Consider the following 20,879-nt stretch of genomic DNA (forward strand, 5'->3'; position numbering starts at 1 on the left):
CGATGGCCTACCCCGCCGACCGCTTCGACGACGTCCCCGAGTACACCGATCAGCACGGCGCTCACCGGGAGGCGTTCGCCGCCGGGGCCGCGGGCGCCACCGCCGCCGGCGGAGGCGGGGTCCTGAAGTGGCTGCTGGCCGCCGCGGCCGCGCTCCTGCTGCTGGGCCTGTTCCTCGGCCTGGTCCTGCCGCGCCTGACCGGCGGCGGCGACGAGCCGGTGGCCGGCGGGGACGCCTCCACCTCCGGGGCCGTCTCCCCGGCCTCCTCGCCGGCGACTCAGTCGGGCGCCGCCCCGGCGCCCTCGTCCTCCGCGGATCCGACCGCCTCGTCCTCCGCGGATCCGACCGCCTCGTCCTCCGCGGATCCGACCGCCTCGTCCTCCGCGGATCCGACCGCCTCGTCCGCTCCGGCGGCACCGTCCTCCGCCGACCCGGCGCAGGCCTCGCAGGACGCCGAGCGCTCCCGGTCCGCCGCCGAGTCCGCCGCGGCCGCGTCTTCCCGTGCCGCCGCCTCCCGCTCCGCCGAGGAGGCCGCCCAAGCCGCCGCCGAGGCCGCCCGGGCCGCCGAGGCGTCGCGCTCGGCTGAGGCCGAGGCGTCCCGGTCCATCGTGGCCGAGGCCTCCCGTTCGGCTGCCGCGGATGCGTCGCGCTCCGCGGCCGCGGAGGCCTCCCGTTCGGCCGCCGCGGAGGCGTCGCGCTCCGCGGCCGCCCAGGCCGAGGCGTCCCGCTCGGCCGCCGCCCAGGCGGAGGCCTCCCGCTCCGCCGCGGCCGCCGCCGCCGCCGCCAAGCAGAACCCCGTGATCGTGTACAACGCCACGCGCATCAACGACCTGGCGGCCTCGTACGCCACGCGTCTGAGGACCGACGGCTTCACCCAGGTGGACGCCCGCAACTGGCGCGGCCGCGGCGTGACCGCCGATGTCGTCCTGTACAACTCGCCCGAGCACCGCGCCACGGCCGAGGCCGTGGGCCGCGAGCTCGGCTTCCCCGTGGAGCGCGTGCCCAACCTGCAGGTGAACGGCGTCGCCGTCGTCGTCTTCGGCTGATCCCGCACCGGCTCCAGCGGCCCCCGTCCGCCCTCCACGAGGAGGCGCGGCGGGGGCCGTCCGCCGTCTGCGGAACCGGACCGCCCCGCCTCGGGAGGGCTTTGCACTCTCCCGGGTCGAGTGCTCATAATGGGCTTAGCACTCCGACGGTGCGACTGCCAGCCGTACCCCTGGCAGGCGTACCGGGCCGGAGGACCTGCTCCATCGGTGAGGCCCTGCGGGGCCGTCCGTCGCGGGCACCGCCGCGGGTCAGGCACTGCAAGGAAGCCCCCGTCCAGAAAGGACTGCACCATGGCCAAGACCATCGCATTCGACGAAGAGGCCCGCCGCGGCCTGGAGAAGGGCCTGAACACCCTGGCGGACGCCGTCAAGGTGACCCTGGGCCCGCGCGGCCGCAACGTCGTGCTGGAGAAGAAGTGGGGCGCCCCCACGATCACCAACGACGGCGTCTCCATCGCCAAGGAGATCGAGCTCGAGGACCCGTACGAGAAGATCGGCGCGGAGCTCGTCAAGGAGGTCGCCAAGAAGACCGACGACGTCGCCGGCGACGGCACCACCACCGCCACCGTGCTGGCCCAGGCGCTCGTCAAGGAGGGCCTGCGCAACGTGGCCGCCGGCGCCGACCCGATGGCGCTCAAGCGCGGCATCGAGAAGGCCGTCGAGGCCGTGACCGGCGAGCTGCTGGGCGCCGCGCGCGAGATCGAGACCAAGGAGCAGATCGCCGCCACCGCGTCGATCTCCGCCGCCGACAAGCAGATCGGCTCCCTCATCGCCGAGGCCCTGGACAAGGTCGGCAAGGAGGGCGTCATCACCGTCGAGGAGTCGAACACCTTCGGCCTCGAGCTCGAGCTCACGGAGGGCATGCGCTTCGACAAGGGCTACATCTCCGGCTACTTCGTCACCGACGCCGACCGCCAGGAGACCGTCCTCGAGGACCCGTACATCCTGATCGTGAACTCCAAGATCTCCACCGTGAAGGACATGGTGGCGGTGCTGGAGAAGGTCATGCAGTCCGGCAAGCCGCTGCTGATCATCGCCGAAGACGTCGAGGGCGAGGCCCTGGCCACCCTTGTGGTCAACAAGATCCGCGGCACCTTCAAGTCCGTGGCCGTGAAGGCCCCGGGCTTCGGCGACCGCCGGAAGGCCATGCTCGCCGACATCGCGATCCTCACCGGCGGCCAGGTCATCTCCTCCGAGGTGGGCCTCTCCCTCGAGACCGCCACCCTGGACATGCTGGGCACCGCGCGCAAGGTGGTCATCACCAAGGACGAGACCACCATCGTCGAGGGTGCCGGCGACGCCGACCAGATCGCCGGTCGCGTGGCCCAGATCCGCTCCGAGATCGAGAACACCGACTCGGACTACGACCGCGAGAAGCTGCAGGAGCGCCTCGCCAAGCTGGCCGGCGGCGTCGCCGTCATCAAGGCCGGCGCGGCCACCGAGGTCGAGCTCAAGGAGCGCAAGCACCGCATCGAGGACGCCGTCCGCAACGCCAAGGCCGCCGTGGAGGAGGGCATCGTCGCCGGCGGCGGCGTGGCCCTCATCCAGGCCGGCGCCAAGGCGTTCGACGGCCTGTCCCTCGAGGGCGACGAGGCCACCGGTGCGAACATCGTGAAGGTCGCCATCGAGGCCCCGCTGAAGCAGATCGCCTTCAACGCCGGCATGGAGCCGGGTGTCGTGGCCGACAAGGTCAAGACCCTCCAGGACGGCCACGGCCTCAACGCCGCCACCGGCGAGTACGAGGACCTTCTGGCCGCGGGCATCAACGACCCGGTGAAGGTCACCCGCTCGGCGCTGCAGAACGCCGCGTCCATCGCGGGCCTGTTCCTCACCACCGAGGCCGTCGTGGCCGACAAGCCGGAGAAGAACCCGGCCGGCGGCGCCGAGGGCATGGACCCGATGGGCGGCATGGGCGGCATGATGTGATCATCCGCTGAGTCAGCCCGGATCCGTCCGGGCGCCCAGCACGCGAGGCCCGTCTCCCCTGCGGGGGAGGCGGGCCTCGCCGCGTCCGGAGGCGGTGGATAGGGCGCGGCGGCGCGTTTTCGAACGCGGAACAGGGCCTATTCGACGCTCGAAAGACCTGAAAGGCCCGATTTCGCGTTCGAAAGTGCGGGGGCGCGGGCGGGGCGGTCAGGCGCGGAGCGCGGCGAGCTCCCGGGTGAGGTTCTCCCGCGCCGTGGCCTCCCAGCGCGCCCGGCCGGCGGCGGTGGCGTACAGGTGGTCCGCTGCCATGAGCCCTTCCAGGACACGCGCCCGGCCGGTCCGCCACTGCTCCTGCGTGACATGGGCGAAGTCGGCGCGGACCGCGCGGACGTAGGCGTCATAGGCCTGGGCGCCGCGGCCCAGCACCTCGAGGTCCGCGTCGCTGAGCACCGCCCCGGCAGCGTCCCCAGGCGCGGGGCGGTGGTCCGCAGTCAGGCGCACCAGGCGCCCCGCCTCGGCGACGACGTCGGCCGGCACCGCCAGCGCGGGCGTGGCCAGCATGCGCTCGGCCAGACGGGCGGAGTCCTCCTCGTCCTGCCCCGCGGGCCGGGCGGGATCGGCGCCGTAGACCGCGTCGTGGAACCACGCCGCCAGGCGCACGGCGCGCGGCCGGGGCCCCAGGTCCTGGCCGGCGCTCTCCAGCAGGTCCACCGCCTCCAGAACCGCGAGCAGGTGGTCGGGGGAGTGGTAGTGGCGGTGCGGCTCGGACCAGCGCCCCAGCAGGTCCCGGCCGGCCGCCATCACGGCGTCCGCCTGGGCGGGCAGCCCGGCGAACACGGCCTGCCAGCGGCGCGTCAGCACCGCGTCCCGGCGCGCGGGACGCCGCCGGGCCGGGGTGCGCAGTCCCGAGCCCAGGAGGCGACGCACGAGCTCTCGCCCGCTCACGGGCTCCGCGCCGGCGGCCACGAGCTCGGCGTGCCGGTGGGCGGGCACGTCGTAGTGGTCAAGATCGAAGGCCCGCGGGGAGAGGCTCGCGTCCCGTGCGAAGGCGTGCAGCTCCTCGAAGCTGGAGTCGGAGACGAGATGGGAGAAGACCGTCCCATGGGCGGGCCATGCGGGAGGGTCGATCAGGACGGCCATGCGCCCACCCTACGGGGGTGGCCGCACGCGCACCCCGCCGACCGGATGGACGACGGGGCGCGGCGCGCCGCCCGGCTCAGAACCGGAACATGGCGGCGTTCGCGGCCTCGGTCTCGCTGTACTGGGTGGCGGCCAGGTCCATGGCGCGGCGGATGCTCGCGAGCGACTCCTCCACCTTCAGCTGGGTGGCGCGCCACTCGGTGAGCACGCCCTGGAAGTTGGCGGAGGCCTGTCCGCGCCACGTGTCCTGCAGCTGGCGCAGGTGGGCCTCCATGGTGTTCACCTCCGTCTGCAGGCGGGCGATGGAGCCCTCCACGGCGCCGCTCTTGGCGCGCAGGTCCTCGACGTCGATCTGGACGATGGTCATGGTGTTCCCCCTCGGTCGGGCGCCGGTGGGCCGGCGTCGGATGTGCGGCGGGCGCCGCTGACCGTCACGCTACGGGCGGCGCCCGCCGGACCGGCCGGGCCGATGACCCGCCGGTGGATCAGCGGGCGTCGTCCGTGCCCTGTGCAGGAGCGGTCCGGCCCGGCCCGTCGCCGGAGGGGGCGGCCCGGCTGCCGGAGCTCCCGTCCCCGCGGTCATCCCGAGACGCGGGGCCCTCCCCGGGCGCGGTGCCGGCCGCGCCACGACGCGCCGCGGAGGCCCGGCGGAACATCTCGCCGGCGCGGGCGAGCCGGCCCCACTGGGCGATCTCGGCGGACGCACCGCGGCCGTGGGCGCCGTCGTCGGGATCCCCCGCGGAGCCGCCCCCGGCCGGCATCCCCTCGGCGTCCTCGATCCCCTCGTCGTCATCCTCCTCGAGCGGGGCCCAGGGGAGGGCCACGGAGAAGGTGGCGCCGCCGCCCTCCGTCTCCAGCAGCCGGACCGACCCGCCGTGCTGGGCTACGATCGCGGCGACGATGGCCAGCCCCAGGCCCGTGCCCCCGGTCTCCCGGTGGCGGGAGGCGTCCGCGCGGTAGAAGCGTTCGAAGATGCGTTCGGCGTCCTCCGCGGAGACCCCCTCGCCGTGGTCCCGCACCTCGATCACGGACTGGCGGCTGGCGGCCGCGTCCGTGCCCGTCAGGAGGTCACGGGTGCCCACGGCCACCTCGATCGGGCTGCCCTCCGGGGTGTAGCGCAGGGCGTTGGTCACGAGGTTGACCACCACCTGGCGGAGGCGGTTCTCGTCCCCCATCAGGGGCGCCGAGCCGGCCGGTCCGCCGTCGAGGCCGGCCAGCGTCACCCTGCGCTCCGGCGCGTTGACGGAGGCGTCCATCATGGCGTCCATCCCCAGCACCAGCAGGTCCACGGGCGCATGGTCCAGGGGGCGCTGCTCGTCCAGGCGGGCGAGCGTCAGCAGGTCCTCCACGAGGCGGTGCATGCGCCCGGCCTCCGACTCGATCCGCCCCATCGCGGCGGCCACGTCCTCCGGCTCGGTGATCCCGCCGTGCCGGTACAGCTCGGAGAAGCCGCGGATCGTGACCAGCGGGGTGCGCAGCTCGTGCGAGGCATCCTGCACGAACCGGCGCATCTTGTCCTCGGAGGCCTCCTTGTCCCGGAACGCGGACTCGATGTGCGCGAGCATCGCGTTGATGGAGCGGGAGAGCCGCCCCACCTCGGTGCTCGGCGGGCCGGAGGCCACGCGCTGGGTGAGGTCGCCGGCCGCGATCTTCGCCGTGGTCCGCTCCACGCGGTCCAGGGTGCGGAAGGCCCGCTCCACCAGCAGGTTCGCGACGACGACGGACATGGCCGTGCCGATCAGCCCGATGCTCACCACGAGCGTCACGACGCGGCTCACGGAGGTGGTGACGCTGTGCAGGGGCAGCGCGATGGCCATGGAGCCCTCGCCGCTGCGCAGGCGGTAGAGCTGCACGCGCCAGCCGTCGGAGCCGGGCTGCGTGCCGGGGACCTCGAACGAGCCGGACCCGACCGCGTCCACCTCGGCGGTGGTCATGGCGGCCAGGGCCGGGCCGTCCGCGCCGGGCAGCAGGGGCGTGCTCACCACGGGGTCGCCCCGGGTGTCCCACACCACGCCATAGAAGCGCAGGATGGAGTGCTGGGGGGAGTAGTACCCGCCCGTCTGGGCCATGGAGGTGAGGTACACGGAGACCGCGTCCTTGTTGGTCTCCATGTCCTCGTCCAGCTGGCGGACCAGCTCGGTGCGGAAGAGGACCGCGGTGACCAGGGCGATGACGGCCACGAGGATCATCATCAGCGCCGTGATCATCACCACGAGCTTGGTGCGCAGCGGACGGGCGCCCCACCACGTCCGCCACCAGATGCGCGGGTGGCGGACCCGGTCCGCCGCCCGGCGCAGGCCCTCCTCCACGTCAGCGCTTGTCGTTGGTCCGGAGCAGGTAGCCCACGCCGCGCTTGGTGTGGATCATCTTGTCCCGGCCGCCGACGTCGATCTTGCGCCGCAGATAGGAGATGTAGGACTCCACGATCGAGGCGTCCCCGTTGAAGTCGTACTCCCAGACGTGGTCCAGGATCTGGGCCTTGGAGAGCACCCGGTTCGGGTTCATCATCAGATAGCGCAGCAGCTTGAACTCCGTGGGGGACAGCTCCACGACCTCCCCGCCGCGGCGGACCTCATGCGCATCGTCGTCCAGTTCGAGGTCGTCCACGCGCAGCACCGCGGAGTCGTCCTCGAGCGACGCCGTGCGGCGCAGCACGGCGCGGATGCGCGCCACCACCTCGTCGAGGGAGAAGGGCTTGGTGACGTAGTCGTCCCCGCCCACGGTCAGGCCGGTGACCTTGTCCTCGGTGCCGTCCCGCGCAGTCAGGAACACCACCGGGAAGTGGCGCCCGGCGGCGCGCAGCCGGCGGGTGACGGTGAAGCCGTCCATGTCCGGGAGCATGACGTCCAGGACGGCGAGGTCGGGCTGGAACTCCTCCGCGGCCTCGAGTGCCTGGCGGCCGTCCGCGGCCGCGCGGACCTCGAATCCGGCGAAGCGCAGGGAGGTGGAGAGGAGCTCACGGATGTTGGGCTCGTCGTCCACCACGAGGAGCCGGGCTTCGGGGTTCTGGGACTGCATGCCCCCCAGTGTGGTCGGCAGGCCTGGGAGTCTGCTGAACATGTCCTGACAGGGTGGGCAGGGTGGGCGGGGCGGGGAGGGGTCAGGTCCGGGAGCGTCGGACGGCGGAGACCACCACGAACAGGACCATCAGCGTGAAGCCCAGCGGCAGGCCGAAGAGGCTGAGCCCGTAGAGGACCGGCAGGAAGGCCGGCGTCGCGTCGAGGAAGTAGGACGCCAGCGCCCCGACCAACGCGAGACCGGAGACCGCCGTGACCGTCACGCCCACCGCCAGCAGCATCCGCAGGACGGCACGGGGGGCACGGTCGCTGCGCGGGCCCCGGGCACCATCGGAGGCGGGGCGGGACGGCGGGGCGGGCTGAGGGGAGGACACCGTCCCACTGTAGTGCGGCTATCCTGGAGGATCAGTGACTCTCGTCCCCCGCCGCCCGCAGCGAGGAGAGCGGCCGACGGTCCCACCGATGCCGCGGCGCAGGACCGCACCGGTGCGAGGACCCGGCCGCCCCGCGACCGAACGGCGTGCGGCGCACGCGCGGACTGCCCGCGCCCGCGCCCCGGGACGCTCCGACCGACGAAGGCAGGTGCCCAGATGCCCACGGGCCGCATCAAGTTCTACGACTCCGACAAGGGGTTCGGCTTCGCCCACACCGACGACGGCGAGGAGGTGCACATCCCCTCCTCCGCGCTCCCCGCCGGCCTGACCGAGCTGCGCTCGGGCACCCGCGTCCAGCTCGGCGTCGCCGAAGGCCGCCGTGGCAAGCAGGCCCTGTCCGTGCAGGTCCTCGAGGACGGCCCGTCCGTGGTGCGCAACCACCGGCCGTCACCGGACCGCATGGCGGAGATCATGGAGGACCTCATCAAGGTCCTGGACCAGACCTCGAACGCCCTGCGCCGCGGCCGCTACCCGCAGCGGGCCCAGGCCGAGAAGGTCGCCGCCGTGCTGCGCCGCGTGGCCGACGACCTGGAGGCGTGAGGCCATGACCTCCCGTGATCCGGAGATCGCCTCGGACGAGACCTTCGCCCCCGACGTGTCCGAGGGCACCGCAGTCGTGGACGGCGCAGCAGCGGCTCCTGCCGCCCCGCCTCGGCGTCGCCGCGCCCCGAAGCGGGACGAGGTCCTCGCCGCGGCCGTGGCCGAGGCCCGTGCCGGCCTGGCCGGGCTGGCGGCCGACGACCAGGTGGGGGAGCACCTCGGTGCCACCGCGGACGACGACCGCCTGATGACGCACCGCTTCGCCTCCGCCCTGCCGGGCTACACCGGGTGGGTCTGGTACTCCACCGTCGCGCGCGCCCCGCGCAGCCGGCACGTGACCGTGTGCGAGACGGGCCTGGAGGCGGGGGAGGGCGCCGTCGTCGCCCCGCCCTGGGTGCCCTACGCGGAGCGCGTCAGCGCTGAGGAGCGCGAGCGCCTGGCCGCGGTGGCCGAGGGCCGTGTCCCCGACCAGGACTGACCACGACGGCGGGGCGGGCCGGTGCGTGCCGACCCGCCCCGCCCGTGCGCCGGGCTCAGCCCAGGCGCTCCACCACGTGGTCGATGCAGGCCAGCAGTGCGGTGACGTCCTCCGGGTCGATCGCGGCGAAGGTCGCGATCCGCAGCTGGTTCCGACCGAGCTTGCGGTACGGCTCCACGTCCACCACGCCGTTGGCCCGCAGTGCTTGCGCCACGGCGGCGGCGTCCACGGACTCGGCGAAGTCCACGGTGCAGATCACGGCGGAGCGGTCGGCGGGATCCGCGACGTAGGGCGTGGCCACCTCGGACGCCTCGGCCCACGCGTACACGCGGGAGGAGGATTCTGCGGCGCGGCCGGTGGTGAACTCCAGTCCGCCGTGGCCGTTCATCCAGCGCAGCTGGGCGTCCAGCATCACGAGCGTGGCCAGGGCCGGGGTGTTGTAGGTCTGGTCCTTGAGGGAGTTCTCCACCGCGATGGACAGGTCCAGGAACTCGGGGATCCAGCGGCCGGACTCCTTGATCTCGGCCACGCGGGCGAGCGCCCGGGGGGAGAACAGGGCGAGCCACAGGCCGCCGTCGGAGGCGAAGTTCTTCTGCGGGGCGAAGTAGTAGACGTCCGCCTGGGACACGTCCACGGGCAGGCCGCCGGCGGCGGAGGTCGCGTCCACCACCACGAGCGCGTCGTCGGCGATCCCCGCGGGACGCTCCACGGGCGCCGCCACGCCGGTGGACGTCTCGTTGTGCGGCCACGCGTACACGTCGACGCCGTCCGCGGCCTCCGGATGCGGGCGCGTGCCCGGTGCGGACTCGCGGATGTCCGAGGCCTCCAGGAAGGGGGCGCGGTCCGTGGCGCGCGCGAACTTGGAGCCGAACTCGCCGAAGCTCAGGTGCTGCGCCCTCGAGCGCACCAAGGAGAACGCGGCGGCGTCCCAGAAGGCCGTGGATCCGCCGACGCCGAGGACCACCTCGTAGCCCTCCGGTGCGGAGAACAGCTCGGCCACGCCCGCGCGCACGGAGGCGACGAGGTCCTTGACGGGCTTCTGGCGGTGCGAAGTGCCGAGCAGGCCGGCGGCGTCCTGCAGGGCCTGGAGCTGCTCGGGCCGGACCTTGGAGGGGCCGGCGCCGAAGCGGCCGTCTTGCGGCAGCAGGTCCTGCGGGATCGTGATCTGGTCGGGGGAGGGCATGGGGTGCTCCTGACACATCGGGGACGGGCGGTCCCATCCTCCCGCTCCGGCGCCCCCCGCCGCGAACGTGACCGACCCCCTGGCTAGGATGTCCGGCATGAGCGCTCTGAAGGAGGCCGCAGCATGACGGACCTGATCGACACCACCGAGATGTACCTGCGGACCATCCTCGAGCTCGAAGAGGAGGGGATCACGCCGCTGCGCGCGCGGATCGTGGAGCGCCTGGAGCACTCCGGTCCCACCGTGTCCCAGACCGTGGCGCGCATGGAGCGCGACGGCCTGGTGCACGTCGGACCGGACCGCCGGCTGGACCTGACCTCGCAGGGCCGCGAGCACGCCGTGGCGGTGCTGCGCAAGCACCGCCTCGCCGAGCGCCTGCTTGCGGACGTGATCGGCCTGGACTGGGCCTACGTCCACGACGAGGCCTGCCGCTGGGAGCACGTGATGAGCGACCAGGTGGAGCGCCGGCTCCTCGAGATCCTGGAGAACCCCACCGAGACCCCCTACGGCACCCCCATCCCGCCGCGCCCCGAGGTCCGCTCCGCGGACGAGTGGAGCCGGGACATGGGACTGCCCGGACAGGTGCTCGCCGTCGTCGAGCCCGGCCGCTGGCGCGTGCGCAGCCTGGCCGAGGGTGTGCAGGCGGACCCCGAGCTGCTGGCCGAGCTCGGCCGCGCCGGGATCGTGCCGGGGGCCGAGGTGCAGGTCCAGCCCGCACTCGAATCCGGCTACGTGCGCGTGCAGGCGGAGGGCGGCGGGGACGGCGCCCTCGAGCTCGCCGAGGGGACCGCCCGCCACGTGTGGGTCGAGCAGCCCTGACCGCGCCCCGGGAGACCGGGGCGTGACGGGCGGGTGAGCCCGCGGTGACGGGGCGGCGACATCCCAGTGCGCCGGGGTGCGGACACGCCGCGGGCGGGCGGTCCTCGTCCTACCGTGGGGCGGAGCAGCCCTACCCCACACCCCGCGAGGCCCGCCATGCGCACACTCGTCCTGAACGCCGGCTACGAACCCGTCTCGGTGGTCTCCGACCGCCGGGCGCTGCTGCTTGTGGCGGCGGGGAAGGCCAGCGTCCTCGAGGACGGCGGGGACCCGGTGATGAGTCCCGGCCGGGAATGGGGCCGGCCCCTCGTGATCCTCCTCCACCGCTACATCCGGGTGCCCGCCATCCGCCCGCTGGGCGCCACCCGCGCCGGAGTGCTGCGCCGCGACGGCCACCGCTGCGCCTACTGCGGAGCGCACGCCACCACGGTGGACCACGTGCACCCGCGCTCCCGCGGCGGCCAGGACACGTGGGAGAACCTGGTGGCCTGCTGCCTGCGCTGCAACGGGGCCAAGGCGGACCGCTCCCTCGAGGCCCTCGGCTGGCGGCTGCGCGTGACCCCCGCCCGGCCGCGCGGCGTCCAGTGGCGCCTGCGCGGCCTGGAGCGCCCCGCCCCGGCCTGGGAGGGCTGGCTGCAGCTGGCGGCGTGAGCGCCGCCGCCGGCCGGGCCGGTCGTCGTCGGGTCCCGCCCCCGCCTGCCACCCCTGTGCCCGGGGCGAACTCCGCCGCCACGTGGCCCGCGCGTCGTTAGCCTGGACCAGCCGTGCGCCCGGGATCCGCCCGCGCACCGCGGAGTCGGAGAGGTCGGTGGGCCCATGAGCATGGAGTCGGCGGCGCGTGTGTCCATGATGCGGATGCAGCACGGCACGGACGGCACGTCCGGGCAGTCCCTCGCCCCCGGGACCGTGCGGCGGACGGTGGCGTTCGCGGGGCAGTACCGGGCGCGGCTGGTCGTGTTCGTGATCGCCTCCGTGGTGGGGGCGGTGCTCGGGGTGGCGTCGCCGGTGCTGGCCGGTGACGTGGTCAACGCGATCACGGGCAGCCGGGACTCCGGGCTGATCGTGCGGCTGGCCCTGCTGATCGCCCTGGTGGCCGTGGCGGACGCCGTGGTGGGCGTGTTCACCAAGTGGCTGTCCGCCGGGCTCGGCGAGCGCGTCATCTACGACCTGCGCACGCGCGTGTTCGACCACGTCCAGCGCATGCCCGTGGCGTTCTTCCAGCGCACGCGGACCGGTGCCCTGGTGTCCCGTCTGAACAACGACGTGATCGGTGCCCAGTCGGCGATCTCCCGGACGCTCTCCGGAGTGGTGGCCAACGTCGTCTCCCTCGCGCTCACCCTCGGCGTCATGCTGGCCACGAGCTGGCAGATCACCCTGCTCGCGCTCGTCCTCCTGCCGCTGTTCCTGATCCCCGCCCGCTGGGTCGGCGGACGCCTGGCCGGGCTCTCCCGGGAGCGGGCCGGGCACAACGCCGCCATGGGGGACCAGATGACGGAGCGGTTCTCCGCCCCGGGGGCCACCCTCATCAAGCTCTTCGGCGAGCCGGGTGCCGAGTCCGCCGAGTTCGCCCGGCGCGCGGACCGCGTGCGCGCCACCGGTGTGGACATCTCCGTGCGCCAGGCCGTGTTCACCACCCTGCTCACCCTGGTCTCGGCGCTCGCGCTCGCGGCCGTGTACGGGGTGGGCGGCCTGCAGGCGATCGCGGGCACGCTGGACGCGGGCGACGTCGTCACCATGGCCCTGCTGCTGACGCGCCTCTACGCGCCGCTCACCTCCCTGGCCAACGCCCGCGTGGAGATCATGAGCGCGCTGGTGTCCTTCGAGCGGGTGTTCGAGGTCCTGGACCTCGAACCCCTCATCCAGGAGGCGGCCGTGCCGACGCCCGTGCCCGCCGGACCGCTGTCCGTGCGGCTGCGGGACGTGCGGTTCGCCTACCCCACCGCGCAGGAGGTGTCCCTGGCCTCGCTCGAGGAGGTGGCCGTGCTGGACACTCGCGGCGGCGAGGAGGTGCTGCACGGGATCGACGTGGAGATCCCCGCCGGGCGGACGGTGGCCCTCGTCGGCTCGTCCGGGGCGGGGAAGTCCACCGTCGCCTCCCTCGTCACGCGGCTGTACGACGTCAGCTCCGGCGTGGTGGAGATCGGCGGCGTGGACGTGCGTCGGATGGCGTTCGCGGACCTGCAGGACGCCGTCGGCATGGTGACCCAGGACGGGCACCTGTTCCACGACACCGTGCGCGGGAACCTCCTGCTGGCCCGGCCGGACGCGTCCGAGGCCGAGGTGTGGGACGCCGTGGAGCGGGCGCGGCTGCGCGGTGTGGTGGAGGCCCTGCCGGACGGGCTGGACACCGTGGTGGGGGAGCGCGGCTACCGCCTCTCCGGCGGTGAGCGCCAGCGCATGACCATCGCACGCCTGCTGCTGGCGGCCCCGCGTGTCGTGGTGCTGGACGAGGCGACCGCCGCCCTGGACTCCACCAACGAGCGCGCCATCCAGGAGGCGCTGGGGGAGGCCCTGGCCGGGCGGACCGCCGTGGTGATCGCGCACCGGCTCTCCACGGTGCGGGACGCGGACGAGATCCTGGTGCTCGAGGGCGGACGGATCGTGGAGCGCGGCACCCACGCCGAGCTGCTGTCCGCCGACGGGCGGTACGCGGAGCTGTACACCACGCAGTTCGCCGACCAGGGGTGAGCGCAGGGATGTTCACGGGACACGACTGTTCATGTCATCTGAACGTTCAGATAGCATGAACGCGTGCGCTGGATAGCCCCGGGCCCGGAGGAGACCGCTCCCTACGCGCGCGCACTGGCCGGTGTGGACGTCGTCCCCGACGCTGCCGGAGAGACGGTCCTTCTCCCCACTGGTCAACGGCGGCGGCTCGCGCTCTGGGGGGATGTGGATGCCGTGGACCCCCGTCGGGAGTCATCGAGTGTGCTCGAGGCACTGGAGATCGTGCCCGTGACGGAGGGTGACCTTCTCCTGCTCCCCGTCGTCGACGCCGCCCTCGGGCGCCGTCTGCGGGACCGTGGCGTGGCCTATGTGGACCGCCACGGTAACGCTGACATCCGAGCTCCCGGCCTCCTCATCCATGTCGAGGGGCGACGCCGCGCCACGGCGGCTCGAAGGTCCGATGTCCACGGGGGGTATGGCGGTCGGATCAGCACGCCATCGGGTCTCAGGGTGGTCTTCGCTCTGCTGTGCGTTCCGGATCTGCGTCAGTCGCCCGTGCGTGACGTCGCCAGAGCCGCCGCGGTCTCTGTCGGCTCGGCCCAGCAGAGCCTTCACGCTCTCCGTCAGCAGGATTACCTGGTCCCGGCGGGTCGTCCGCAACGCGCGCTCGGCCGGCGAGGTGACCTCATACGCCTCTGGGCATTGGGGTATCGAGAAAGGCTCGTGGGGACGTTGGCGACGAGGTTCGTCACTGCCCCGACACCGCCCTTGCTGCTGGCGGAGACCTTGATGGAGCGCACGGACGCCACCCTGGCCGGCGACGCCGTGGCGCCGACCGTGCGGAACGGGACCGGCGTGGTCGTGTTCGACCGTCCGCCGTGGGCTGACGTGGTCAGGGTCGGTCGACTGCGCACAGCGGCGGAGGCCACCGACATGGTCCTGCGCGAGCGGTTCTGGGACGAGAGCCTCCTCATGGTCGGTCCGACGGCACCTCCGCTGCTGACAGCGGCGGAACTCCTCTGCACTGTGGACCCTCGACTGCGTGAGGCGGGGGAGCAGGTGCTGGATGAGGAGGCCCGCCGTGGGTGATCCCTTCGCGGACATCGCCTCCGTGCTTCGCGCGGTCTCCCATCGTGTGGGGTCCGAGATCATGGTGATCGGCGCCCATGCTCGCGATGCGGTGCTCGCGCAGCTCGGAGCGCAGCCGGGGCGACAGACTGAGGACGTCGATGTGGTCGTCGGCATCCCGGCTGGCACGTCGTACAGGGATGTGGTCCACGCACTGGGGACTCCTGTCAATGAGAAGGGGTACACCTTCACGGTCGAAGGCATGCCGGTGGACGTGCTCCCGTCCATCGACGTCCCGGAGGAAGCAGCTCGTTTCTCGCCTGCGCGTGACATCGTGCTGGATGTGCGCGGCCAAGCAGAGGCGTACGCGTCCGCCATGCGGGTCGAGGTGGCGCATGACTGCGTGGTGCGCGTGCCCACGGCTGAGGCGCTGGCCCTGCTCAAGGTCATCGCATGGAACGTCCGCCGTGGTCAGACTTCCAAGGATGCGAAGGACCTGCGCGCACTCCTGGGCGCGATGGTGGAGCGACGGCTCGAGTCCGACGCCCTGCTGCATGACATGGGGCTGTCCGGCCCCCCTCCGCGTCTGGGACCTGCGCCTCGCAGCGCTCCGGTTGGGACTTGAGGGCCGCTGACATGGTGCCCCAGGCCGGAATCGAACCGACGGCCTACCCTTTAGGAGAGGGTCGCTCTATCCAACTGAGCTACTGGGGCGCAGGACACGTGCGCCGCGGCGCATCCGGTCCGGTGGGTGAGTCTAGCCGAGGCACTCAGCGGCGGGCCCGCGTCCCGCGGCCGCCGCGCCAGAGCATCACCGCGACGGCGACCGCGATCACCGCCAGCAGGACCCAGCGGATCAGGGTGAGCGCCGCGGCCAGGCCGGCTCCGGCACCGCCCGCGGCGATCGCCTGCTCGATGGCGAGGCCCTCCCAGACGTCCACGACGGCGAACACCACGCCCAGCGCCAGCGCGCCCCACTTCGCGGCGGCCGGGCGCAGGCGCCAGGCGCCCACCACGGCCACCGTCAGCGCCACGGCCACCGCGAAGATCACCCCGGCGGTCTTGTGCACCCAGTTGAGCTGACCCCGGGCGGCCTCGTCCATGACGCCGGAGAGGGCGACCACGTGGTCCTGTCCGTAGCGCAGCATCGAGTCGGGCATCGCCAGCCCGCCGGTGAGCTGGGTCATCTGCTGCAGGACGAGCAGGTGGTAGTAGGCGCCGATGAACAGGGTGGTGCCGATCAGCGCGATCACGAGCATCGCGGGGCTGCCCTCCTGCGCGGCGGCCGTCGCCAGGTCCTCGCGGGGAGACACGTCCCGCAGCGTGGCGCGGTCGTGCGCGGGGGCCGCCGTCGAGCCGGCGGAGGGGCCGGACTGCGGGCGGCGGTGCTTGCTGGTCTTCTTCTTGGCCACGTCGGACTCCTGGGGCGGGGCGAGGATCGGCCCCATCCTCCCAGGCGGGGGCGGCGTCGGGGGAATCGGCCCGCTGCCGTGTCCGGACCCGCGCCTAGACTGGCCGGGCCATGGCTGACCTCTTCTCCTCCCTCGGACGCGACTCCCTCGTCGCCGCCCGGACCCGCCCCGCGGATCCGGAGACGGCCCTGCCCGGCCTCGTGCCGCCCTCGGTGACGCGCGCGGCCGCGGACCCGGAGGCACCCCGCTGGGGGGAGGGCGACGCGGCGCCTGCGCCGGGGCGGCTCACCCCCGCTGGGCTCGTCGAGGGGCTCAACCCCCAGCAGGCGGCGGCCGTGCAGCACACGGGCTCGCCACTGTTGATCGTGGCCGGCGCCGGCTCCGGCAAGACCCGCGTCCTGACCCACCGGATCGCGTGGCTGCTGGCCACGGGGCGGGCCCGCCCCCACGAGGTCCTGGCCATCACGTTCACCAACAAGGCCGCCGCAGAGATGCGCGAGCGCATCGCGGGACTGATCGGGGATACCGCCCGCCGCATGTGGATCTCCACCTTCCACTCCTCCGCGGTGCGGATCCTGCGCAACGAGGCGGCGAACATCGGCCTGAAGCCCACGTTCACCATCTACGACTCCGCAGACAGCCTGCGGCTCGTCACGCAGATCGCCAAGGCGCACGAGCTGGACCCCAAGCGGTTCGCCCCGAAGGCGCTGCTGAACCGGATCAGCGCCCTCAAGAACGAGCTCGTGGACGCGGACGAGCACGCGGGCACGGTGTCCGCCACGGACCCGTGGGGCCAGGCCGTGGCCGCCGTGTACCGCGAGTACACGGCGCGACTGCGCCAGGCCAATGCGCTGGACTTCGACGACCTGATCGGCATGACCGTCCACATGTTCGAGGCGTTCCCGCGGGTGCTGGACAACTACCGCCGGCGCTTCCGCCACGTGCTCGTGGACGAGTACCAGGACACCAACCACGCGCAGTACCGCCTCATCCGCCTGCTGGCCGGCCCGGCCGGGGAGCCCGAGGGCGTGGCCACCGCCGGCGGCGAGCTGACCGTGGTGGGCGACTCGGACCAGTCCATCTACGCCTTCCGCGGCGCGGACATCCGCAACATCGTGGAGTTCGAGGAGGACTTCACGGACGCGGCCACCATCAAGCTCGAGCAGAACTACCGCTCCACCCAGACCATCCTGGACGCCGCCAACGCGGTGATCGCGAACAATCCGGACCGGCGCAAGAAGGACCTCTGGACGGCGGAGGGCGCCGGCCCGCGGATCGTGGGCTACGCCGCGGAGAACGAGTCGGCGGAGGCCGAGTGGATCGCCGCCACGATCGACCGGCTCCAGGACGAGGAGGGGATCCGCCCCGCGGACGTGGCCGTCTTCTACCGCACCAACGCGCAGTCCCGTGCCCTCGAGGAGCGCCTGGTCACCCGCGGCATCCCCTACCGCGTGATCGGCGGCACCCGGTTCTACGACCGCAAGGAGATCAAGGACGCCCTCGCCTACCTGCGGGTGATCGTCAACCCCGCGGACGACGTCAATACCCGGCGCATCCTCAACGAGCCCAAGCGCGGCATCGGCGACCGGGCCGAGGGCGCCGTGGCCGCGTGGGCCGAGCGGAACCGCATCCCGTTCTTCGACGCCCTGCGGGACGCCGAGCACGCACCCGGCATGGCTACCCGCTCGCTCAAGGCGGTCCAGGGCTTCGTCCAGATGATGGACGACCTCGCCCAGGTGGCCGAGGGCGCCGGACCCGCCACCGTGCTCGAGGCCGTCCTCGAGCAGTCCGGGATGCTCGCCGCGCTGAGGGAGTCCGAGGACCTGCAGGACGAGTCCCGCGCGGACAACCTGGGCGAGCTCGTCGCCGTCGTGCGCTCCTTCGAGACCACGACGCCGGACGGCACCCTCTCCGACTTCCTCGAGCAGGTGGCGCTCGTGGCGGACGCCGACCAGCTGCCCACGGCCACGGACGTGGAGGGCGAGGCGCTGGCCGAGCACCAGGGCCAGGTGACGCTCATGACGCTGCACACGGCCAAGGGGCTCGAGTTCCCCGTGGTGTTCCTCACCGGCATGGAGCACGGGGTGTTCCCCCACTCCCGGTCCCTGACGGACGAGAAGGAGCTCGCGGAGGAGCGCCGCCTGGCCTACGTGGGCCTCACCCGCGCCCGACGCCGACTCCACCTCAGCCGCGCCGAGGCGCGCTCCCTGTGGGGGCAGCACCAGTTCAACCCGCCGAGCCAGTTCCTGGGGGAGATCCCCGAGGACCTGATCGACTGGGAGCGCGAGGGCACGGACCGCTCCGGCGGGCTGGGCTCCCTCAACGGTGCCGGCACCTCCCGGTACGCCGACCGGTTCGGGGCCTCCCGCCGCGGCTCCATGTCCGGGGCGTGGGGGGAACGCGCCGTCGGCGGCGGGGTCGGCGGGAACAGCCCCGCCCGCCTCACCCGCGGCGACGAGCCCGCCGACCTCACCGTGGGGTCCTCGGTGGTCCGTGGGAAGGCGCCCTCGCGCGTGCAGCCGCAGAAGGAGATCGCCGCGCTGAGCCCCGGGGACCGGGTCTCCCACACCACGTTCGGCGAGGGCCGGGTGGACGCCGTGGCGGGGGCCGGGGACAAGACCGTGGCCACCGTGACGTTCCTCGAGTCGGGGGCCCAGAAGCGGCTGCTCCTGCGCTACGCCCCGCTGACCCGGATCGAGGGCTGAGCGGGAGCCGTTCTTCCCGTGCGCTCCAGGCCGGCCGGGCCTCGGATCCGCCGGCCCCCGTGGTCTAGAGTGGCCAGCGGAGCGCCGCCGTCTGCCGCCCGGTCGTGCCGTCGGCACGGCCTCGTCCGCGGACACGCGGCGCCGGCGCCGGCACGGCCTCCCCGCGGTGCCGGCAGGAACCTGTCTTCGACCAAGAAGGACACACCACCGTGGACCTGTATGAGTACCAGGCGCGCGATCTGTTCGAGGCGCACGGCGTCCCCGTGCTGGCCGGCATCGTTGCGCAGACCCCGGACGAGGCCAAGGCGGCCGCGGAGAAGATCGGCGGCGTCACCGTCGTCAAGGCACAGGTGAAGGTCGGCGGCCGCGGCAAGGCCGGCGGCGTGAAGGTCGCCAAGACGGCCGACGAGGCCTACGAGCACGCCAAGGCCATCCTGGGGATGGACATCAAGGGCCACACCGTGCACCAGGTCATGATCGCCCAGGGCGCCGACATCGCCGAGGAGTACTACTTCTCCGTGCTGCTGGACCGCGCCAACCGCACCTACCTGGCCATGTGCTCGGTCGAGGGCGGCATGGACATCGAGCAGCTCGCCGAGGAGCGCCCCGAGGCCCTCGCCAAGGTGCCCGTCTCCGCGCTGACCGGCATCGACGCCGAGACCGCCCAGAAGATCGTCGCCGAGGCGGGCTTCCCCGAGGAGCTGCGCGCCGACGTCGCCGAGGTCCTCCAGAAGCTCTGGGAGGTCTTCGAGAAGGAGGACGCCACCCTCGTCGAGGTGAACCCGCTGGTGAAGACCGGCGACGGCAAGATCCTCGCCCTGGACGGCAAGGTCTCCCTCGACGACAACGCGGAGTTCCGCCAGGAGGGCCACGCCGCCCTCGTCGACGAGCGCACCGAGGACCCGCTGGAGGCCAAGGCCAAGGCCAACGACCTCAACTACGTGAAGCTGGACGGCCAGGTCGGCGTGATCGGCAACGGCGCCGGCCTCGTGATGTCCACCCTCGACGTCGTCGCGTACGCCGGCGAGAACCACGGCGGCGTGAAGCCGGCCAACTTCCTGGACATCGGCGGCGGCGCCAACGCCGAGGTCATGGCCAACGGCCTCGACGTCATCCTGGGCGACGATCAGGTCAAGTCCGTGTTCGTGAACGTCTTCGGCGGCATCACCGCGTGCGACCAGGTCGCGAACGGCATCGTCAAGGCCCTCGAGATCCTGGGTGACACCGCCACCAAGCCGCTGGTCGTGCGCCTGGACGGCAATGCCGTGGAGGAGGGCCGCCGCATCCTGCAGGAGGCGAACCACCCGCTCGTCACCCTGGCCGCCACCATGGACGAGGGCGCCGACAAGGCCGCCGAGCTCGCCCACTCCGCGAACTGACCGTTCGGAAAGACTGAGGAAACAGCTATGTCGATCTACCTGAACAAGGACTCCAAGGTCATCGTCCAGGGCATCACCGGCGGTGAGGGCACCAAGCACACCCGCCTCATGCTCAAGGCCGGCACGAACATCGTGGGCGGCGTGAACGCCCGCAAGGCCGGCACCACGGTGTCCCACGAGGACAAGGACGGCAACGCCGTCGAGCTGCCCGTCTTCGGCACCGTCACGGAGGCCATGGAGAAGACCGGTGCGGACGTGTCCGTGGCCTTCGTGCCGCCGGCCTTCGCCAAGGACGCCGCCATCGAGGCCATCGAGGCCGAGATCCCGCTGCTCGTGGTCATCACCGAGGGGATCCCGGTGCAGGACTCCGCCGAGTTCTTCGCCCTGTCCCAGTCGAAGACCGGCGAGGACGGCAAGCCGAAGACCCGCATCATCGGCCCGAACTGCCCCGGCATCATCACCCCGGGCGAGGCCCTGGCCGGCATCACCCCGGCCACCATCACCGGCACCGGCCCCATCGGCCTCGTGTCCAAGTCCGGCACGCTGACCTACCAGATGATGTACGAGCTGCGTGACTTCGGCTTCTCCACCGCCATCGGCATCGGCGGCGACCCGGTCATCGGCACCACCCACATCGACGCCCTCGAGGCCTTCGAGGCCGACCCGGACACCCAGGCCATCGTGATGATCGGTGAGATCGGCGGCGACGCCGAGGAGCGTGCGGCCGAGTTCATCAAGGCCAACGTCACCAAGCCGGTCGTCGGCTACGTGGCCGGCTTCACCGCCCCGGAGGGCAAGACCATGGGCCACGCCGGCGCCATCGTCTCCGGCTCCGCCGGCACCGCGCAGGCCAAGAAGGAGGCCCTCGAGGCCGCGGGCGTGAAGGTCGGCAAGACGCCGTCCGAGACCGCGCAGCTGATGCGCGAGATCCTCCAGGACAAGGCCTGAGCCTGAGCCGTCCCTGATCGGCGGGCCTGACACCGCTGATCACTTCGGGGGCGAAACCGGGTGTCGTTCTCATGGAACGGCGCCCGGTTTCGCCCCCGAAGTGCGTGGAGAGGGGCG

General features: G+C 72.9%; 19 protein-coding genes and 1 tRNA gene. 12 read left to right on the forward strand and 8 right to left on the reverse strand.

What is annotated here, in order from left to right; genetic code table 11:
* Window positions 1-2: 2 nt before the first annotated feature.
* Window positions 3-1,046, forward strand: a complete 1,044-nt coding sequence (locus MA879_RS01445; protein WP_248122707.1) for a LytR C-terminal domain-containing protein — start codon at window positions 3-5, stop codon at window positions 1,044-1,046.
* Between the two features lie 291 nt (window positions 1,047-1,337).
* Window positions 1,338-2,972: a chaperonin GroEL gene (gene groL / locus MA879_RS01450; RefSeq protein WP_135029985.1), complete on the forward strand. Its 1,635-nt coding sequence runs from the start codon at window positions 1,338-1,340 to the stop codon at window positions 2,970-2,972.
* Window positions 2,973-3,179: 207 nt separating this feature from the next.
* Here groL and MA879_RS01455 read toward each other — a convergent pair whose 3' ends face one another.
* The 5 genes from MA879_RS01455 to MA879_RS01475 form a co-directional block, all read right to left on the reverse strand.
* On the reverse strand, window positions 3,180-4,112 hold the full coding sequence (locus tag MA879_RS01455; protein WP_248122709.1) for a DUF4031 domain-containing protein: 933 nt from the start codon (window positions 4,110-4,112) through the stop codon (window positions 3,180-3,182).
* Window positions 4,113-4,188: 76 nt separating this feature from the next.
* Entirely contained in the window at window positions 4,189-4,479 is a 291-nt protein-coding gene (locus MA879_RS01460; protein ID WP_135029989.1) for a WXG100 family type VII secretion target, read from the reverse strand.
* A 118-nt stretch (window positions 4,480-4,597) separates the two neighbouring features.
* Entirely contained in the window at window positions 4,598-6,421 is a 1,824-nt protein-coding gene (locus MA879_RS01465; RefSeq protein ID WP_335342024.1) for a sensor histidine kinase, read from the reverse strand.
* 1 nt (window position 6,422) lies between these two features.
* Window positions 6,423-7,130, reverse strand: a complete 708-nt coding sequence (locus MA879_RS01470; RefSeq protein ID WP_248122711.1) for a response regulator transcription factor — start codon at window positions 7,128-7,130, stop codon at window positions 6,423-6,425.
* An 82-nt stretch (window positions 7,131-7,212) separates the two neighbouring features.
* Window positions 7,213-7,503, reverse strand: a complete 291-nt coding sequence (locus MA879_RS01475; protein ID WP_248122713.1) for a hypothetical protein — start codon at window positions 7,501-7,503, stop codon at window positions 7,213-7,215.
* A 216-nt stretch (window positions 7,504-7,719) separates the two neighbouring features.
* On the opposite strand from MA879_RS01475, the gene MA879_RS01480 reads away from it, so the two are divergent.
* Both MA879_RS01480 and MA879_RS01485 read left to right on the forward strand, forming a co-directional pair.
* Entirely contained in the window at window positions 7,720-8,103 is a 384-nt protein-coding gene (locus tag MA879_RS01480) for a cold-shock protein (protein ID WP_248122723.1), read from the forward strand.
* A 4-nt stretch (window positions 8,104-8,107) separates the two neighbouring features.
* Window positions 8,108-8,581: a DUF3027 domain-containing protein gene (locus MA879_RS01485; RefSeq protein ID WP_248122725.1), complete on the forward strand. Its 474-nt coding sequence runs from the start codon at window positions 8,108-8,110 to the stop codon at window positions 8,579-8,581.
* Between the two features lie 55 nt (window positions 8,582-8,636).
* Here the strand turns inward: MA879_RS01485 and serC are convergent, their stop codons facing one another.
* Window positions 8,637-9,764: a phosphoserine transaminase gene (gene serC / locus MA879_RS01490; RefSeq protein WP_248122727.1), complete on the reverse strand. Its 1,128-nt coding sequence runs from the start codon at window positions 9,762-9,764 to the stop codon at window positions 8,637-8,639.
* A gap of 123 nt (window positions 9,765-9,887) precedes the next feature.
* On the opposite strand from serC, the gene MA879_RS01495 reads away from it, so the two are divergent.
* From MA879_RS01495 to MA879_RS01515, 5 genes are all read left to right on the forward strand, one after another.
* Window positions 9,888-10,583 (forward strand): metal-dependent transcriptional regulator, encoded by a 696-nt coding sequence (locus MA879_RS01495; RefSeq protein ID WP_248122728.1) that lies wholly within the window; start codon window positions 9,888-9,890, stop codon window positions 10,581-10,583.
* A 156-nt stretch (window positions 10,584-10,739) separates the two neighbouring features.
* Window positions 10,740-11,234, forward strand: a complete 495-nt coding sequence (locus MA879_RS01500) for an HNH endonuclease (protein ID WP_248122730.1) — start codon at window positions 10,740-10,742, stop codon at window positions 11,232-11,234.
* Window positions 11,235-11,399: 165 nt separating this feature from the next.
* A complete protein-coding gene (locus MA879_RS01505; protein ID WP_418001204.1) occupies window positions 11,400-13,271 on the forward strand; it encodes an ABC transporter ATP-binding protein in 1,872 nt (623 codons plus the stop codon).
* 63 nt (window positions 13,272-13,334) lie between these two features.
* On the forward strand, window positions 13,335-14,339 hold the full coding sequence (locus MA879_RS01510) for a type IV toxin-antitoxin system AbiEi family antitoxin (protein WP_248122732.1): 1,005 nt from the start codon (window positions 13,335-13,337) through the stop codon (window positions 14,337-14,339).
* Window positions 14,332-14,943, forward strand: a complete 612-nt coding sequence (locus MA879_RS01515; RefSeq protein ID WP_248122740.1) for a nucleotidyl transferase AbiEii/AbiGii toxin family protein — start codon at window positions 14,332-14,334, stop codon at window positions 14,941-14,943. The genes MA879_RS01510 and MA879_RS01515 overlap by 8 nt, the downstream gene beginning before the upstream one ends.
* Before the next feature lie 12 nt (window positions 14,944-14,955).
* Here MA879_RS01515 and MA879_RS01520 read toward each other — a convergent pair.
* Window positions 14,956-15,032, reverse strand: a tRNA-Arg gene (locus tag MA879_RS01520).
* Between the two features lie 56 nt (window positions 15,033-15,088).
* Window positions 15,089-15,730, reverse strand: coding sequence for a hypothetical protein (locus tag MA879_RS01525; protein ID WP_248122742.1), 642 nt, complete (start codon window positions 15,728-15,730; stop codon window positions 15,089-15,091).
* A 110-nt stretch (window positions 15,731-15,840) separates the two neighbouring features.
* On the opposite strand from MA879_RS01525, the gene pcrA reads away from it, so the two are divergent.
* The 3 genes from pcrA to sucD all read left to right on the forward strand — a co-directional run bounded on the left by pcrA (window position 15,841) and on the right by sucD (window position 20,762).
* Window positions 15,841-18,435 carry a DNA helicase PcrA gene (gene pcrA, locus MA879_RS01530; protein ID WP_248122744.1) on the forward strand — a complete coding sequence of 865 codons (2,595 nt, stop codon included), beginning with the start codon at window positions 15,841-15,843 and terminating at the stop codon, window positions 18,433-18,435.
* A 209-nt stretch (window positions 18,436-18,644) separates the two neighbouring features.
* Entirely contained in the window at window positions 18,645-19,814 is a 1,170-nt protein-coding gene (gene sucC / locus MA879_RS01535; RefSeq protein ID WP_248122745.1) for an ADP-forming succinate--CoA ligase subunit beta, read from the forward strand.
* Window positions 19,815-19,841: 27 nt separating this feature from the next.
* Window positions 19,842-20,762, forward strand: a complete 921-nt coding sequence (gene sucD / locus MA879_RS01540) for a succinate--CoA ligase subunit alpha (protein WP_248122746.1) — start codon at window positions 19,842-19,844, stop codon at window positions 20,760-20,762.
* Window positions 20,763-20,879: the final 117 nt, after the last annotated feature.

Origin of the sequence: Micrococcus lacusdianchii (assembly GCF_023155805.1) — a bacterium.
GTDB classification, from domain to species: domain Bacteria; phylum Actinomycetota; class Actinomycetes; order Actinomycetales; family Micrococcaceae; genus Micrococcus; species Micrococcus lacusdianchii.